14 protein-coding genes are annotated in these 16,241 nt (G+C 66.1%); 10 read left to right on the top strand and 4 right to left on the bottom strand.

The window, feature by feature from the left end:
- The first annotated feature begins 71 nt into the window (after positions 1-71).
- The 4 genes from HV796_RS09865 to HV796_RS09850 all read left to right on the top strand — a co-directional run bounded on the left by HV796_RS09865 (position 72) and on the right by HV796_RS09850 (position 3,084).
- Positions 72-899: a helix-turn-helix transcriptional regulator gene (locus HV796_RS09865; protein ID WP_175226291.1), complete on the top strand. Its 828-nt coding sequence runs from the start codon at positions 72-74 to the stop codon at positions 897-899.
- Between the two features lie 216 nt (positions 900-1,115).
- On the top strand, positions 1,116-1,787 hold the full coding sequence (locus HV796_RS09860; protein ID WP_175226460.1) for an AzlC family ABC transporter permease: 672 nt from the start codon (positions 1,116-1,118) through the stop codon (positions 1,785-1,787).
- Positions 1,784-2,107, top strand: coding sequence for an AzlD domain-containing protein (locus HV796_RS09855; protein WP_175226290.1), 324 nt, complete (start codon positions 1,784-1,786; stop codon positions 2,105-2,107). Before HV796_RS09860 ends, HV796_RS09855 begins: the two co-directional genes overlap by 4 nt.
- 197 nt (positions 2,108-2,304) lie before the next feature.
- Positions 2,305-3,084, top strand: a complete 780-nt coding sequence (locus HV796_RS09850; protein WP_175226289.1) for a DUF4088 family protein — start codon at positions 2,305-2,307, stop codon at positions 3,082-3,084.
- 168 nt (positions 3,085-3,252) lie between these two features.
- Here HV796_RS09850 and HV796_RS09845 read toward each other — a convergent pair whose 3' ends face one another.
- Together HV796_RS09845 and HV796_RS09840 are read right to left on the bottom strand one after the other, a co-directional pair.
- Positions 3,253-5,517: an ATP-dependent helicase gene (locus HV796_RS09845; protein WP_175226288.1), complete on the bottom strand. Its 2,265-nt coding sequence runs from the start codon at positions 5,515-5,517 to the stop codon at positions 3,253-3,255.
- A 97-nt stretch (positions 5,518-5,614) separates the two neighbouring features.
- A complete protein-coding gene (locus HV796_RS09840; RefSeq protein WP_175226287.1) occupies positions 5,615-5,908 on the bottom strand; it encodes a hypothetical protein in 294 nt (97 codons plus the stop codon).
- A gap of 330 nt (positions 5,909-6,238) precedes the next feature.
- Here HV796_RS09840 and HV796_RS09835 point away from each other — a divergent pair, with 330 nt between their 5' ends.
- The 4 genes from HV796_RS09835 (at position 6,239) to fumC (ending at position 11,475) form a co-directional block, all read left to right on the top strand.
- On the top strand, positions 6,239-6,457 hold the full coding sequence (locus HV796_RS09835; RefSeq protein ID WP_134193103.1) for an RNA-binding S4 domain-containing protein: 219 nt from the start codon (positions 6,239-6,241) through the stop codon (positions 6,455-6,457).
- A 157-nt stretch (positions 6,458-6,614) separates the two neighbouring features.
- Positions 6,615-8,039 (top strand): MATE family efflux transporter, encoded by a 1,425-nt coding sequence (locus HV796_RS09830; RefSeq protein ID WP_175226286.1) that lies wholly within the window; start codon positions 6,615-6,617, stop codon positions 8,037-8,039.
- 398 nt (positions 8,040-8,437) lie between these two features.
- A complete protein-coding gene (locus tag HV796_RS09825) occupies positions 8,438-10,027 on the top strand; it encodes a phospholipase D family protein (RefSeq protein ID WP_377692961.1) in 1,590 nt (529 codons plus the stop codon).
- 47 nt (positions 10,028-10,074) lie between these two features.
- Positions 10,075-11,475: a class II fumarate hydratase gene (gene fumC / locus HV796_RS09820; protein ID WP_175226285.1), complete on the top strand. Its 1,401-nt coding sequence runs from the start codon at positions 10,075-10,077 to the stop codon at positions 11,473-11,475.
- 56 nt (positions 11,476-11,531) lie between these two features.
- On the opposite strand, the gene HV796_RS09815 is transcribed toward fumC, so the two are convergent.
- Together HV796_RS09815 and HV796_RS09810 are read right to left on the bottom strand one after the other, a co-directional pair.
- A complete protein-coding gene (locus HV796_RS09815; RefSeq protein WP_175226284.1) occupies positions 11,532-12,038 on the bottom strand; it encodes an acyl-CoA thioesterase in 507 nt (168 codons plus the stop codon).
- 83 nt (positions 12,039-12,121) lie between these two features.
- A complete protein-coding gene (locus tag HV796_RS09810; protein WP_175226259.1) occupies positions 12,122-12,277 on the bottom strand; it encodes a hypothetical protein in 156 nt (51 codons plus the stop codon).
- A gap of 211 nt (positions 12,278-12,488) precedes the next feature.
- Here HV796_RS09810 and HV796_RS09805 point away from each other — a divergent pair, with 211 nt between their 5' ends.
- On the top strand, positions 12,489-13,205 hold the full coding sequence (locus tag HV796_RS09805) for an ArsR/SmtB family transcription factor (protein WP_175226283.1): 717 nt from the start codon (positions 12,489-12,491) through the stop codon (positions 13,203-13,205).
- A 363-nt stretch (positions 13,206-13,568) separates the two neighbouring features.
- On the top strand, positions 13,569-16,070 hold the full coding sequence (locus HV796_RS09800) for a DUF6600 domain-containing protein (protein WP_377692959.1): 2,502 nt from the start codon (positions 13,569-13,571) through the stop codon (positions 16,068-16,070).
- Positions 16,071-16,241: the final 171 nt, after the last annotated feature.

Raw genomic sequence — 16,241 nt, 5'->3', positions numbered from 1 at the left:
GCGCCCATGAAAGCAGTCTGTCTGGCAGTTGAAGCACGCGGTAAACTGTGGAATTCAGCTGGACCTGCACGATGACCACGACCCGTTTTCGCGATTCCGCCCGCTATTGGCGTACGCCGCTATTGCCCGGTGCGGACCTGCTCACGGCCGAATACCACGATCACGAATTCACGCCGCATTGGCATGACGCGTACACGATTCCGGTGATCGAAGCAGGCGCGGAAACCTATCGGTATCGCGGGTCGCGCCACGTCGCCGAGGCAGGCAGCGTGCCCGTGATCAATCCGGGCGAACTGCACACCGGCTCGCGCGCGATGGACGAAGGCTGGCGCTACCGCGTGCTCTATGCGCCGGTCGACTATTTGCAGCAGGTCGCGGAGGACATCGCGGGCGCCGCGCAGCCGGTGCCGTGGTTTGACGCCGATGTGATTCGCGACATCGATCTCGCTCAGCGTCTGTCGCACGCACATCGGCTGCTCGAGGCCAACGGCGATCCGCTCGCCGCGCACGCGGCAATGCTCGATGCACTGTCGACGCTGCTGGTCCGCTACGGTCGCACGCGCCCCGACGTGCCCCGATCCGTCGCCGGCGACACACGTGTGCGCACCATGAAGGAACGGCTCAGCGAAGCGCTGGCCGCTCCGGTGACGCTCGCGGAACTGGCCGACGCCGTCGGGTTGTCGCCGTTCCATGCGGCTCGCCTCTTCTCGCGGGAAACGGGCCTCGCGCCGCACGCGTGGCGCAACCAGATTCGTTTGCAGCGCTCGCTCGCGCCGTTGCGCGCGGGCGTGTCGGTCACCGAGGTGGCGGCCGCCAGCGGCTTCACCGACCAGAGCCACTTCACGCGGCATTTCCGGCGCATGTTCGGCGTGCCGCCGGGGCGCTGGCAGGGCACCTGATTCGCGCGAACGCGCGGCGGCGGGCGGGCCATTTTCGCAACCCTGCCGGAACCCGCCGCAACCCCACCGCAACTGCACCGGAACCCCGCTCCGGACCGCAAGAACGTACAAGCGCGTCCCCTTGGTCGGCACTAAGCTGGCTGCCTGGAGGAAACCAGCTTGACGCCAACCCACCGTTTTCGTGCATTCACCGCCGGCGCGCGCGACACGATCCCAATGCTGATCGGCGCTGCGCCGTTCGGCGTGATCTTCGGCACGCTTGTCACGTCCGGTCCGCTGCATCCGTTGCAGGGTCAACTGATGTCGCTGATCGTATTTGCCGGCGCCGCGCAATTTATCGCGCTCGGCTTGATCGCCGGGCACGCGAGCTTTGCCGTGATCTGGACCACCACTTTCATCGTCAACCTGCGTCATATGCTGTATAGCGCAACGCTTGCGCCCTATGTCGCACATCTTCCGGCGCGCTGGCGCTGGACGCTCGGCGGCCTGCTCACCGACGAGGTATTCGCGGTCGCATGGGCCCACTACCGGCTGCATCCGCCGGGCGCGGTCGGCCCGTACTATTTCCTCGGCTCGGGTCTGTCGATGTATCTGAACTGGCAGTTATGGACGCTCGCCGGCCTGCTGTTCGGCGCCGCGTTCCCGGGCCTGCAGTCGCTCGGCCTCGACTTCGCGATGGTCGCGACATTTATCGCGATCGTCGTGCCGCAGCTCGTCGCGCTGCGCTATCTCGCGGCAGCCGTCACCGCCGGCGCGCTGGCGTTTTTCTGGCAGGCGTGGCCGTACAAGCTCGGGCTGCTCGCCGCGGTGTTCGCCGGAGTCGCGGTCGGCGTGCTCCTGTCGCGACCGCGCACGCAGCGGCACACGACCGCGGAGGTGTCGCAATGAACTATGTGCTGTTGATCGGCGGCATGGCGGCGATCACATGGCTGATCCGCGCCACCGTGTTCGTGCTCGGCGATCGCCTGGTGTTTCCGCCGCTCGTGCGCACCGCGCTCGGCTTCGTACCGGTCACCGTGCTGACCGCGATCATCGTGCCGATGGCGGTCTCGCCGCACGGCGCCGGCGCCGAGCTGACCTGGCGCAATCCGCAACTGGTCGGCGCGCTCGCCGCGCTCGCCGTCAGTGCGCTGACCAAACGCCCGCTGCTGACGATCGCGGTCGGTCTTGCGGTGTTTTTCGTCTGGCAAGGCGTCGTGCTGAAATAGCCGCAACCTGAATCCCTCAAGTTTCTATCCCCGCCGCCGATAAACAGTCGAGGTCCGTTAGCCTGGCTAGCTCCCATGCGCCCCCGGCTAACGGACCTCGACCGTGCCGCGCATCGTTCGACCGCCCTTCTCGCGGGGGCAAACCGCCGCTCTCGCGCACGCGATGCGCTGCACCGGATGACCAAACGGGATACGACATGGGGCAAATCACCCTTTCACTGAAGGACGACACTGTCGCCTCGCTGCGCAAGGATTTCGACGCGTTCGTGCGCGTCTCGCAGAAGCTCGACTCGCAGTTCGCGACACCGTCGTTCGAAGATTTTCTACGCGCCAAGCTGCTCGACAGCATGGTGCCGCTGACCGAGCACGCTGTGCAGCGGATGCTGCAAGGCGGCCAATACGCATGGGCCAAACGCACGCTCGACAAGGAGTTTCCTGACGTTGTCGCGATTTTGATGCGGCAGGCGACGGAATTCGGTTTTGCATTCGCGTCGCGCTCCGAATGGACCCCGGAGGAACTCGCGAAACAGTGCCGCGAATGGGCGACGGCGATTGTCAACGAGGCGCAATGCAGCCCGGGCCTGATCGACCCGCTCGCCGCGCAGATCAAGTCCGCCGCGCAAGACATTCAGGCGATCGAGGAATCGATGCAGACGCCCGCATGGCGGCTCGCGGAATCGCTGCGCCAGCGCGTCTACGAAGCGAAGGTTGCGTGCGAAACGAGTTTCGGCAGCACGGCGCGCGAAAAACTCGGCGAACTGCGCGGGCTGCTGCGCCTGGGCATTACGCACGGGTCGTTTCAGAAGCAGGAGGCGCAGCAGATCATGGAGTATCTGCGCCTGCTGAAGCCGGAGATATTCGTCGAGGAGCCGTACGACGTGTTCACGCGCCTTGCCGCGTGGCTGCGCAACTTCTTTATGCCCTTGCCGCGTCCCCAGCCTCCGCAGCAACAACAGCAGCAGCGGCAGCCGCGGTAGGGACGGCGGCCGCGTTTTTAGCTGCGTTTTTGACCGTGCTCTCGGCCGTACTTTTGGCGGCGCTTTTTCGCCGCACGCCTGGTTGCACTTTTGGCCACGGTCGTGGCCGCAATCCCGCCCGCATGAATCCGGCACCTGGCGTCAGGCCCGCGCCCGCAGGCGGGCTGCTCAATCCCACATCTTCCTGAGCCTGGCCGCGATCTCGACCTTCGCCTGCGCGGCCGCCGCAAGCCCTTGCGCGGTCGGGACGGCGGGTGCGGGCGCCGGGGGCCACGCGGACACGTCGAAGAGCGGCAACAGCTCCGCCGGAATGAAGCGCGTGCGCGACGCCCATACGTGCCGGTCGCCGAGATGCGTCTGATGGTGCACGTAGAAGCGCTGCGGCACGACGAGATGCAAATCTTCCTTTGCACGCGTCATCGCGACATAGAGCAGACGCCGTTCTTCGTCGATTTCCTCGTCGCTGCCGGTGCCGAGGTCTGACGGTATGCAACCGTCGACGCCATTCAGCACGAATACGTTGCGCCACTCCTGCCCTTTCGCGGAGTGAATGGTCGACAGGATCAGGTAGTCCTCGTCGAGCAGCGGCACGCCGGACTCGCCGCTCGTCGCATCCGGCGGATCAAGCGTCAGTTCGGTCAGGAAGCGTTCGCGCGATGCGTATGTGCCGGCGATACTCTCCATTTGCAGCAAGTCGGCATGGCGCACTGCGGCGTCTTCGTGGTTGCGCTCCAGATGCGGCTCGTACCAGCGGCGGATCAGTTCGAATTCGGCCGGCCACGGCGACGTGCGTTCGCCTAACGTCGACATCAACGCGACGAAGGCCGGCCAGTCTTCGTGCGCGCGAGCCGGCGGGGCGAAGGTGGCGAGCGCGTGGGCCGCGCCGTGAGTGCCGTCAGTGCCGTCAGTGCCGCGCACGCCGGCGACCTCGCTTGTGCCGCTCGATTCGTCCGCGACACCCGCCGCCGTGTCCGGTCGAGCGGCGGGTTGGGTGGCCACCGCAGCGGCCACCTCCAGCACGCGCGCCGCGGTCGCTGGCCCGACGCCCGGCAGCAGTTGCACGACGCGAAAACCCGCCACGCGATCGCGCGGGTTTTCCGCCCAGCGCAGCACCGCAAGCACGTCCTTCACGTGCACGGAATCGAGAAACTTGAGTCCGCCAAACTTGACGAACGGAATGTTGCGTCGGGTCAATTCAATCTCGAGTGCGGCGCTATGGTGCGCCGCGCGAAACAGCACCGCCTGCGACTTCAGTTTCACGCCGGCTTCGCGCGCGGCCAACACCTGCTCGACAACATAACGCGCTTGCGCGGCATCGTCGGCAACCGTGACGACGCGCGGCCGCTGCGCCGATGCGTTGTCGGTCCACAAATTCTTTGTGAAGCGTTCGGAGGCGAGTCCGATCACCGCATTCGACGCGCTGAGAATCGGCTGCGTCGAACGGTAGTTGCGCTCGAGCGTCACCTGCGTCGCGGGCGGATCGAAGTGCGTCGGGAAATCGAGAATATTGCGCACCGTCGCGCCGCGAAACGAATAGATCGACTGCGCGTCGTCGCCGACCACCGTGAGCCCACGGCCATCGGGTTTCAGCGCGAGCAGGATCGACGCCTGCAAACGGTTCGTATCTTGATACTCATCGACCAGCACGTGATCGAAGCGGCCCGACAGGTCCGCGGCAATCGATGGCTCGGCGGCCATATGCGACCAGTAGAGCAACAGATCGTCGTAGTCGAGCACGCTTTGCTTCTGCTTCGCGTCGACATAGGCGGCGAACAGCACGCGCAGGTCCGCTTCCCATTCGCGGCACCACGGGAATGCGTTATTCAGCGCGTCGGGAAGCGCCGCGCCGGTGTTCACGACCCGCGAATAGATCGCAAAGCACGTCGACTTCGACGGAAACCGCCGATCTTTCGCCGAAAAGCCAAGTTCGTGACGCACGAGGTTCATCAGGTCGGCGGAGTCTTCACGATCGTTGATCGTGAACGTCGGCGCGAGGCCGATCAGGTCCGCGTACTCGCGCAGCAAACGCGCGCCGACACTGTGAAACGTGCCCGACCACGTGAGACCTTGCGCAAGCGCCGCGCGTGCGCCGAGTGCTTCGCGGGCGATGCGCGCCACACGGCGCGTCATTTCCTCCGCCGCACGGCGCGAGAACGTCAGCAGCAGAATGCGGTGCGGGTCCGCGCCCTTCACCATCAGATGCGCGACGCGATGCGCGAGCGTGCTGGTCTTGCCGGAACCTGCGCCGGCGATCACCAGCAACGCGCCGGGCGCACGCGTGAGATCGTCAGTGCCGTGCTCGACGGCGGCGCGCTGTTGTTCGTTGAGTTTCGCGAGCCATGCGGCGGCGCCCGACGCATCGGCGCCGGGCGCGGCGAAAGCAGACGCGCACGCGGATGAAGAGGCAGACGGGTTAGCGGCGGCGGAAGGCACGGCGTGCGAACGGGGTACGAGTCAGGGCGACGCATACTGTATATCCATACAATGCGCGACGACAAGCGCCCTTTTTTCGTTCGCGTTGTTCGTCCTGTTATTGCGCCTGCGTCCCCTTCGTCCCTTTCTTCGGGTCGCCGTGCCCGGCGTTGGCTTGAGCATCGGCATTGCGTTTCTGCGCGAGCGGGTCGTGCGGGGCAGGCGCGGTCAATGTCTGCTGCGCCTGCGCCTGGCGGGTGGGAGTCGGCATCTGAACGCCCTGTGCGGCAGGCGCGGTGGGCGGCGCGCTTCGCTGCGTGGCGGGCGCCTGCGCGGAGATCTGCGCGACGGCGGCAGTCGTGGCCAGCGCGGCGACCGAACTGCCGATCAGCAGCAAACGAAGCTGGGGCATGGCGATTCTCTCTGAAGGTTGTCAACCGGGCGCCGCACGGTACAGCGCGCGCACCATCCAGTCATTTATTCAGCCTAATGCGAAATGCAAAAGGTCCATTCCAATGACCGTGTCTTTTCGAGCGAAGTTCGCCATAAACAGCCGGTGTTACTTACGGTTTCATTTTCAAACATCCGTATAACAACCGCTTGCATCAGAGATTTCGCGGCGCACTCGCCCCCACTTTCCGCTGCAGGGCGACGTGCCCTACGCTTTGGCTTATGATGCGAATCCCTTTCCGTCCTACCTGCCCCCACCCGCCTCTCTCACCGCGCCCAACCCGCAACTGCCATGCCCAACCTCGATTTCACCCTGACCGGCGACTACGTCGAATTGCACAATCTGCTGAAACTGACGGGTCTCGCGGATAGCGGCGGATCAGCGAAGGCGCTTGTCGCATCCGGCGCAGTCACCGTGGATGGCCAGGTTGAGCTGCGCAAAACGTGCAAGATTCGCGCGGGACAGGCGGTGTTGCTCGGCGATACCCGCATCGCCGTCCACGAAGCGTGAACGTGACGCATCGCGCGGCGTCGCGCGCCGAAAACCCACACCGCAAACGAGCTTGCTGATCGACAGCCGTCGCACGACGCAATAAGCTGTTCGTTTTAACAAAAACATTACATGCGGCGCAGACAATCTGATGCGGCGCCGCGCCCCTTTTGCCGTCATGTCCCAATCCGGTTTCTCCCGCCCGCTTGCCGGGTCGCCGTCGCTATCACGCCATGCCGCCGACACCGCGCGGCTCGCGGCGCCGCTCGCCATCGCGCAGCTGTCGCAAATGGCGATGAGCGTCACCGACACCGTGCTGCTCGGCTCGCTCGGCCCGGACGCACTCGCGGCAGGCGGCCTCGGCGCGAACCTGTTCTTCGTCGTGGTGACGTTGCTGCAGGGCGTGCTGACGTCGGTCAGCGTCAGCGTCGCGCATGCGCGCGGCGCGCAAGATGACAACCGCGTGCCGGACATTTACTGGACAGGCTTCGCGCTGTCGATGCTGCTCGCCGTTCCGGCATTCGTGCTGCTGTCATTCGCCGCGCCGATCCTGACCACGTTCGGCGAACCCACCGTGCTCGCCCAGCACATCGGCGAATACTGCGCGGTGCTGCGCTGGGGCGCGCCCGCGAGCCTGATCGGTGTCGGGCTGATGCGCTCGTTCCTGCCGGCGATCGGCGCGGCGAAACGTCTGCTGTGGGTTTCGATCGGCAGTGTCGTGTTCAACGGCTTTCTCAACTACGGGCTGATTCATGGCGCGTATGGACTGCCTCGCCTCGGCTTCCTCGGCTCAGCCGTCGCGACGACGGTCACGGTCTGGCTCTCCGCGTTGATGCTGATGGCGCTGCTGCATCTGCGGCCGCGCTACCGGCATTTCGTCAGTGCGGTGCGTCCGAATGTGCCGCTGATGGGCGAGCTGTTCGGCATCGGCTGGCCGGTGGCGATCACTTACGGCGTCGAATCGATGCTGTTTCTCGCGACCGGGCTGACGGTGGGCCTGTTCGGCGAAACCCAGCTCGCCGCGCATCAGATCGCACTGAACGTCGCATCGGTGGCCTTCATGGTGCCGCTTGCGATCGGCCAGGCGGCGAACGTGCGGGTCGGCTACTGGTCCGGCGCGGGCCAGCCGCTCGCCGCGCGCCACGCGGGCTTTGTCGCGCTCGGGCTCGGTGTCGGCTTCATGTCGCTCTCGGGGCTCGTGATGATCACCACGCCGCATTGGATCGTCGGGCTGTATCTGCATCTGGACGATCCGGCCAACGCCGGTACAGTCGCGCTCGCGAGTTCGCTGCTCGGCGTCGCCGCCATTTTCCAGATCGTCGATGGCATGCAGACGGTCGGCTCCGGCTGTCTGCGCGGACTCAAGGACACCCGCATACCCATGTTAGCCGCGACCTTCGGCTACTGGGGCATCGGCTTTCCGACCGGCTACGTGCTCGCGTTTCACTTCGGCCTTGGCGCACGCGGACTGTGGTGGGGACTCGCCGCGGGGCTCGCGAGCGTCGCGCTGCTGATGACGCTGCGCTTTCACTGGAAGAGCGCCAAACAGATCGCGGTGCACACACCAGGCGGGGCGCGTCCCACCGCATCGCCGCAGCGGTAGTCCATCCTCTGGCGCGCAACGTCCGTCACGGTTCGTTGCGCATTCAACCAGTGACGACGTCAACGTGGCGCGCCACAATCGTACTTCGCGAACCGCGACGCCAAATCGCGCGAAGCGTTGCAAGCGTCCGTCGCACCGCAAAACCGCGGCGCACGGCCATCGCGCAACGCTTGCTATCTTCCCGACCCGCGCCGCCGATTCCTCGTAGAATGGCCTTCCCAACGTGACGCCTGCCCCGCCGGGCGATTGCGCGATGTCCCATCGGGAGGATCAGTGTGCCGGCGTACCACCGTCAAGATCGCGATGCTTCGCCATACCGCGCATGGTGCGCGCTATCGGTCTTTGCTCTGTTCATCCGCACCCTCATCACCCTTCGTTCGCCACCCAACACATCCGGCATACTGGCCCGCGCGACGTGTGTGGTCGCCGCGGCCGCCGCGCTAGGCGGCTGCGCAACCCGTCCGCCCGCTTCGTCGTTCGACCAGCCGGTCACGCATGCGCTGCCGCAATCCGCCGCGACGCCGCTCGCGGCCGCGCTTGCCGCACCTGAAGCCGCCCACCCCGACGAGTCAGGCTTTCGCGTGCTGCCCAATGGCACCGAAGCGCTGCAGATGCGCATTGCGCTCGCGCGCGCCGCGACCAAAACCCTCGATATGCAGTACTACATCGCAAACGAGGACACCACCGGCAAGCTGCTGCTCGCGGCCGCGCTCTATGCGGCAGACCATGGCGTACGCGTGCGGATGCTGGTCGACGACCTGAACTTCAAGGACCTCGACGACGTGATGGCCGCGCTCAACACGCATCCGAACATCGAGATCCGTGTGTTCAACCCGTTCGGCAGCGCGCAAGGCAGTCTGTATCAGCGCACGTCGAATTTCTTTACGCAGATCGGCAGCTTCACGCGCCGGATGCACAACAAGGCGATGATCGCCGACAACGAGCTCGCCATCGTCGGCGGCCGCAACCTCGGCGACGAATACTTCAGCGCGAGCCCGACCCTGCAGTTCCGCGACATCGATGTGCTCGCGGCCGGCCCGATTACCGCGGACATCTCCGCGAGCTTCGACGAATACTGGAACGACCGCAGCGCCTATCCGTTGAGCGCGTTGAACAAGCAGCAATTCGATCCGAAGCAGCTCGATCAGACGCGCGACGCATTGCGCAAGCATTGGCATGACAACGCGGACCCTTATAACGCCAAGCCGTTGAACGCGACGCCGCTCGCATTGCAGATCGAAAAGGACGAGCTCGGCCTCACGTGGGCGCATGCGGAGTTCAATGCCGATTCGCCGGCCAAGGTGCGTGAGCCCGTCGACGACTACCAGAGCCCGGTGATCGCGCGCATTCGCGATCTGGTCGACCACGCTCAGCAGGAAGTGCTGATCACGTCGCCGTACTTCGTGCCGCACGATGCGGGCGTCAAGGCGCTGGCCGGCCTCACCGCGCGCGGCGTCAAGGTGAAGGTGCTGACCAACTCGCTCGCGGCGACCGATGCGGTCGCGGTGCAGGCCGGCTACAGTCCGTATCGCGAACCGTTGCTGCACGCCGGCGTCGCGCTATACGAGTTCAAGCCGGTGCAGGCCGAAAGCGCGCGCACCGGCGTGTTCGGTTCACGCTCACGCGCGAGCCTGCACGCGAAGACGCTTGTGTTCGATCGCAAGACGCTCGTGATCGGCTCGATGAATCTCGATCCGCGCTCCGCGCATCTGAACACCGAGCTCGGGCTCGTGATCCACAGCGGGCCGCTCGCCGAACAGGTCGCCGAGCTGTTCGACCGCGTGACCGGACCGCAATCGAGCTACCACGTCACGCTCTCCGACCCGTCGGACTACTTCTTCCGTGGGTCGGCAAGCCATTCCGATCTCGAGTGGACCGACGAGGAAGACGGCCGCACGGTCACCTACTCCGTCGATCCGAACGCCGGTCTCTACCGGAATGCGCTGACGGGTTTATTCTTGCTGTTGCCAGTCAACGACCAGCTTTGACGGCGCGTACCGCGCGCCGTCGTCATTCAGTCAAGCGGAGTGAAATCATGACCGAAGCAGTACGGATGGAACGCGATACGTTCGGCGAAATCGCCGTGCCGAACGATCGTCTATGGGGAGCGCAAACGCAGCGCTCGCTGCAGAATTTCCGCATCTCGACCGAGAAGCAGTCGCCGGAACTGATCCATGCGCTCGCGCTGATCAAGCGTGCGGCCGCCGAAGTGAATCTCGGCCTCGGCGTGCTCGATGCAAACAAGGCGAAGGCGATCGTGCATGCGGCCGAAGAAATCATCGAAGGCAAGCACGCCGGCGAATTCCCGCTGGCCGTTTGGCAAACCGGCTCCGGCACGCAGACCAACATGAACCTCAACGAGGTGATCGCGAACCGCGCGAGCGAACTGCTCGGCGGCCAACGCGGCGAAGCGCGTCTGGTGCACCCGAACGACGACGTGAACCGCGGCCAGTCGTCGAACGACGTGTTTCCGACCGCGATGCATATCGCCGCCGCGATCGGCATCGTCAAGCATCTGCTGCCCGCGTTGAAGACGCTGCGCGAGACGCTCGACAGCAAGGCAAAGGCTTTCGCCGACGTCGTGAAGATCGGCCGTACCCACCTGCAGGATGCGACGCCGCTCACGTTGGGCCAGGAGTTTTCCGGTTACGTTGCGCAGCTCGATCAGGGCATGCGCCATGTCGAAGCGACGCTGCCGCATCTGTATCAGCTTGCGCAGGGCGGCACCGCGGTCGGCACGGGTCTCAACGCGCATCCGCAATTCGCGGATCAGGTCGCGGCCGCGATCGCGAAGCTGACTGGGCAGCCGTTCGTATCGGCGTCGAACAAGTTCGAGGTGATGGCCGCGGCCGACGCGCTGGTGTTCGCGCACGGCGCGCTGAAAACGATTGCCGCAAGCCTGATGAAGATCACAAACGACATTCGCTGGCTCGCGAGCGGCCCGCGCTGCGGTCTGGGCGAACTGTCGATTCCGGAGAACGAGCCGGGCAGCTCGATCATGCCGGGCAAGGTCAACCCGACGCAGTCCGAAGCGATGACGATGCTGTGCTGCCAGGTGTTCGGCAACGACGTCGCGGTCAACGTAGGCGGCGCGAGCGGCAACTTCGAACTCAACGTGTTCCGGCCGATGATCGCGCACAACGTGCTGCAATCGATCCGCCTGCTCGCCGACGGCGCGCACAGCTTCAACGATAACTGCGCAGTGGGCATCGAGCCGAATCGCGAACGCATCGACACGCTACTGAACGAATCGCTGATGCTCGTCACCGCGCTCAACCCGCATATTGGCTACGACAAGGCCGCGCAGATCGCGAAGAAAGCGCATAAGGAAGGCACGACGCTCAAGGCGGCTGCGCTCGCGCTCGGACATCTGACCGGGCAGCAGTTCGACGAGTGGGTACGGCCGCACGATATGGTCGGCGATGTGAAACGCTGATTAGCGTCACGCGCGGTGCGCCTGCAGCAGGAGGCGCTGCGTGCACCGCGTCAATATCAAACCTTCCCCTGCGCCACTTCCTCAGGCTTCAGCTCGACGATCGCATCGAGCGCTGCTTTCACGTCCATTGCGTACTTTGCGAGACGCTGCTGCTCGTCGGTGACCGGCACGTACGTCGGCACCGGCACCGGATGTCCGTTTTCGTTGACGGCCACCATCACGACGAGACAATCGGTGGTTTGCAGCAGCTCGCCGCCCTTCGGATCGCCCGCGCACACCGACACGTGAATGTGCATGCTGGTGCGTCCGGTCGCGACCACGCGCGCGCGCAGTTCGACCATATTGCCGACGAGGATCGGCCGGCGAAAGCGGATATTGCCGACGCTCACCGTTACGCAGTAGCGGCCGGACCAGACCGCCGCGCATGCATACGCGGTCTCGTCGATCCACTTCATCAGCGCGCCGCCGTGCACCTTGCCGCCGAAATTGACCGAGGTCGGCTCGGCGAGGAAGCGGAACGTCGTCTCCGAACGATCCGGCGCCGCGTTGGGTGGGGTGCTCATGTTGACTCCGGTCGATCTGCGAATTGAAAGGAGCCGATTATACGAGCGCCGTGAAATAACGGTATGCGGCCCGGGGACACGCCTTATTTGCGTACGCTGACGCCTTCGTCCATCGTGCCGTACATCTGGATGCTGCCGGCGGAGCCGGCCACCGGCGTGCTCGCGCCGCCTTGCGCGCAAGCGGCGCACGACAGCACGGCGAGGACCGCGCAAGCGGCAAGGAGGATTTTCATTTTCATATAACGGAACGGCTCAGACAAAACCTTCTGCAATTCTAGCCTGACGGGCTTGCACGACGCAGAACGGCCTCGCCGGGAACGAATCATGCATCCGATATTTCGTGTGAGACTGAAACGTCGAATGCGCCCGACGAGTACAGTAGGCCTGTGTTCTGCGGGCGCCGGCCGCACCTGGCCGGCCGCACCCATCCACGAGATCGAGGAGATTCCGATGTCCAATCCGCTAACCGAGGCAACCGGTCACTTCCCCGGCTTGAGCCGCATCGGCGGGCTGCTCGCCGATCCCGGCCGCGCCGCCATGCTATGGGCGCTGATGGATGGCAGCGCGCGACCCGCGGGTGAATTGACGCTGATCGCCGGACTGTCGCCGTCGGCCGCGAGCGCGCATCTCGCACGACTCACCGAAGGCGGCTTGCTCGCGCTCGAAGTGCGCGGCCGGCATCGTTATTTCCGGATCGCGTCCGCGGATATCGCCGCATCGATTGAAGCGCTCGCGAATGTCGCACAGGCCGCCGCGCCACAGCGTCCGACGCCGCGCCCGGTGAGGACCGTGCCCGTCGATATGCGTTACGCGCGCACCTGCTACGACCATATGGCCGGCGAACTGGCGGTGCGCGTCTACGAGCAGCTGGTCGGCGGCGGATTGCTGGCGACGCAAGGCGACACACTCGACGCGACGCCCGCTGGCGCCGCGCGGCTGGCGGGCTGGGGTATCGACGTCTCGAGCCAGCGCGCGCTGCGACGGCGCTTCGCATGCACGTGCCCGGACTGGAGTGAGCGGCGGCCGCACCTGGGCGGCGCACTCGGCGCGGCGCTGCTCGATGCGTGGTCGTCGCACGGCTGGGTCGAGCGCGCCGAGCGGCCGCGCGTGCTACGCGTGACGCCCGCCGGTCACCGTCATTTCGACGACTTCCTGCGCGGCGCATAATGCGAAGCCTTTGCGCGCTGCAACGCGATCGCGAAGCGGCTACGCATCGGGGGACACGTCTTGTTACAGCGCGGGCCGGGTGGCTTACAAAAGAACGCGTCTTGAAATACGCGCCGCAGGTACAGTGATTTCACACGGTGCCTTATTGCAAGGCACCCGACGGAGTCACCAATGAAAACTCACACCCCTATTTCTTCGCCATACCGTACTACCGAACCTGCTGCGGATACTGCCGTCCCATCCGATCTCATTGAAGGCCGGGGCCCCGCTCAGATCAGGCCCGGCACTCCCGCGCCGCGCTTGCGCAGCGCATCGCCCGCGGTGCGTACCGTCATCGCAGCGGTTGCGGCCGCGCTGTTCGTAATGTCCGGCGTGCCACGCGCATTCGCGCAGGACGAACCCGCGCCGCCACCGGATGCGGCGCAGCAAACGCCGCCTTCCGGCGCGCAGCCCGCGGACGCGCAAGATGCCGATCCTCCGGGCCGCATCGCGCGCCTGAACTACATGGCCGGCACGGTCACGACCGAGCCGGCCGGCGCGACCGACTGGTCCTACGCGCAGGTCAACCGGCCGCTCACGACCGGCGACCAGTTGTGGAACGACAAGGGCGCGCGCTCGGAGCTGCATATCGGCTCGACGGCGGTGCGTATCGGCGAGTCGACCAATCTCGACATCCTCAATCTCGACGACGACAGCACGCAGCTGAAGGTCGCACAAGGCACGCTGTCGACGCGCGTGCGCGAACTGCCGGCCGGCGCGTCGTATGAAATCGACACACCCAACCTCGCGCTCGGGATTGGCGCGCCGGGCGACTACCGCGTGGACGTCGCACCGGACGGCAGCGAGACCACGGTGACCGTGCGTAGCGGCAGCGCGACCGTGTACGGCGACGGCGGCCAGGTGCCGATCGCCGCAGGCCAGCAGATCCGCTTTTCCGGCACCAACCTGCAGCAGGCCGCGTCGAACGGCGCGCCCGCGCCCGATGCGCTTGATCAGTGGGCCGCGAGCCGCGATGCCGCGGAAGACAACTCGGTGTCCGCCCGTTACCTGTCGCGCGATGTTCCCGGTTATCAGGACCTCGACGCAAACGGCACGTGGCGCCAGGACCCGCAGTACGGCGCGGTGTGGACGCCGAACCAGGTGCCCGCCGGCTGGGCGCCGTACCAGGACGGCCATTGGGTCTGGCAGGCGCCGTGGGGCTGGACGTGGGTCGACGATGCGCCATGGGGCTTCGCGCCGTATCACTACGGCCGCTGGGCGTATGTCGGCAATGGGTGGGCGTGGGTGCCGGGCGATATCGTCAGCGAACCGCCGGTTTATGCGCCGGCGCTCGTCGCATTTGTCGGCGACGGCGGCGGCGATGTCGACTTCGGCGTCAGCCTTGCAGTCGGCGGTGTCGCGACCGCCGGGCTTGCGTGGTTCGCGCTCGGGCCAGGCGAGCCGTGGCATCCGCATTGGGGTCACGGCTGGAGCCCGCGTTACTACGATCGCGTAAACCGGCCGATCTTCGGGCATGGCCACCCCATCACGAACATTCACAACACGTATGTCAATTACCATGCGCCTCATGCGGTGACCTGCGTGCCGGCGACCGCGTTCGTGCATGGCCAGCCGGTCAACCGCTTCGCGCAGAAGGTCGATCCGCGGCAGTGGCATAACGCGCGCTTCACCCCCGGCGCGCCGGGCATTGCACCGGTTCGGCAAAGTTTCGCTCCCGGTTTGCGCAACGCGGCTTACCGGCCGCCCGCGACAGCGATCGCGCGCCCGGTCGTCGCGACACGTCGGCCGGAGGTGCCGCCCGCTTATCGTGATCAGCTTGCGCAACAGTTCGCGCGGGGTGGCGGCCGCGTGCCAGGCGCGGGAAATCCGGTTGTGCACACATCGGTGCCTGCGAATTTCGGCGGCCGCAGGATCGGCGAGGCCGGTGGACCGCAGCCGAACGTGCGGCTGGTCGCGGCGCACGGACCGGGTCCCGTGCACGCACCGGTCGGTATGCAGCGACCCGGCATGCCGCCGCAAGGCGGTGTCGCGGGCGGTGGGCCGCGGGGTGAACCCGGCCGGCAGCCGAATGGTCAACCCAACGCTCCACTTAGCGGGCAGCCCAATGGCGTGAATGGTGTGCCGCATCCGCAGCCGTTCGCGGCCGGCACGCCTGCGCAGGGCCACCCGCCGACGTCCGGTCAAGCCAGCGCCGCCGCGCCGCAGCCGAATGCGCAAGCACGACCGGGCAACGGCGTGCCACGGCCGCCGCAACTCGCGGGCGGCACGGCCGCAGGCATGCCGGGCGGTCACGCAGGCCCGCAACCGGGTAATCAGCCGCAGGCGTCGCGCGGTCAGCCGTCGTGGACACAACCGCATGCGCCTATCGCGCAACAGCAGGGTGATCAACGGGGTGACCGGCCGGAACAACAGCCGTTCGCGCAGCGCGGCGGCCGGCCGCCGCAAGTGCAGGGACAGCCACAGGGACGAACCCCGGGACAAGCGCAGGGACAAGCGTTCGCGCACCCACAACAGCGCCCGGACGTCAATCCGCAGGCGAATGCGCCTCGCCCGCCTGTTCAGCAAGCACCGCGTGCGCCACAGCCGGAAGCTCGTCCGCCTCAGGCGCAGCAGCCCGTTCAGCAACCGCGCCCCGAGTTTCATCCGCAACCGGCGCAGCAACCAAGACCGCAGCAGCAGGTGCAACAGCCGCGGCCGCAGCCGATGCCGCAACCACGGCCACAGCCAGTCCAGCAGCCGCGGCCCGAGTCTCACCCGCAGCCGCAAGCGCGACCGCAACCGGTGCAGCAGCCGCATCCACAGCCTCAACCGCATCAGGAACAGCGCGCGACGGGCGGCGGTCACGACGACCATCGACGCAGCTAAGCCGCGGCAGCGCCTGAATCGTGCCGCCGTCAATGAAAAGGCCCGCCGCAATACACTTGCGGCGGGCCTTATCGCAGGCTGATCACTTAGTCATCGAGATTCAGGACTCGATATGGGTAGCCGCGACGGGCAACATCGCACACCGCCGACCGGCCTGAGTCCATTCCGACG

Origin of the sequence: Paraburkholderia humisilvae (genome assembly GCF_902859855.1) — a bacterium.
Classification (GTDB): Bacteria; Pseudomonadota; Gammaproteobacteria; order Burkholderiales; family Burkholderiaceae; genus Paraburkholderia; species Paraburkholderia humisilvae.
The sequence above is the reverse complement of the archived record's forward strand: the minus strand, read 5'-3'. Positions and strand labels throughout refer to the sequence as shown.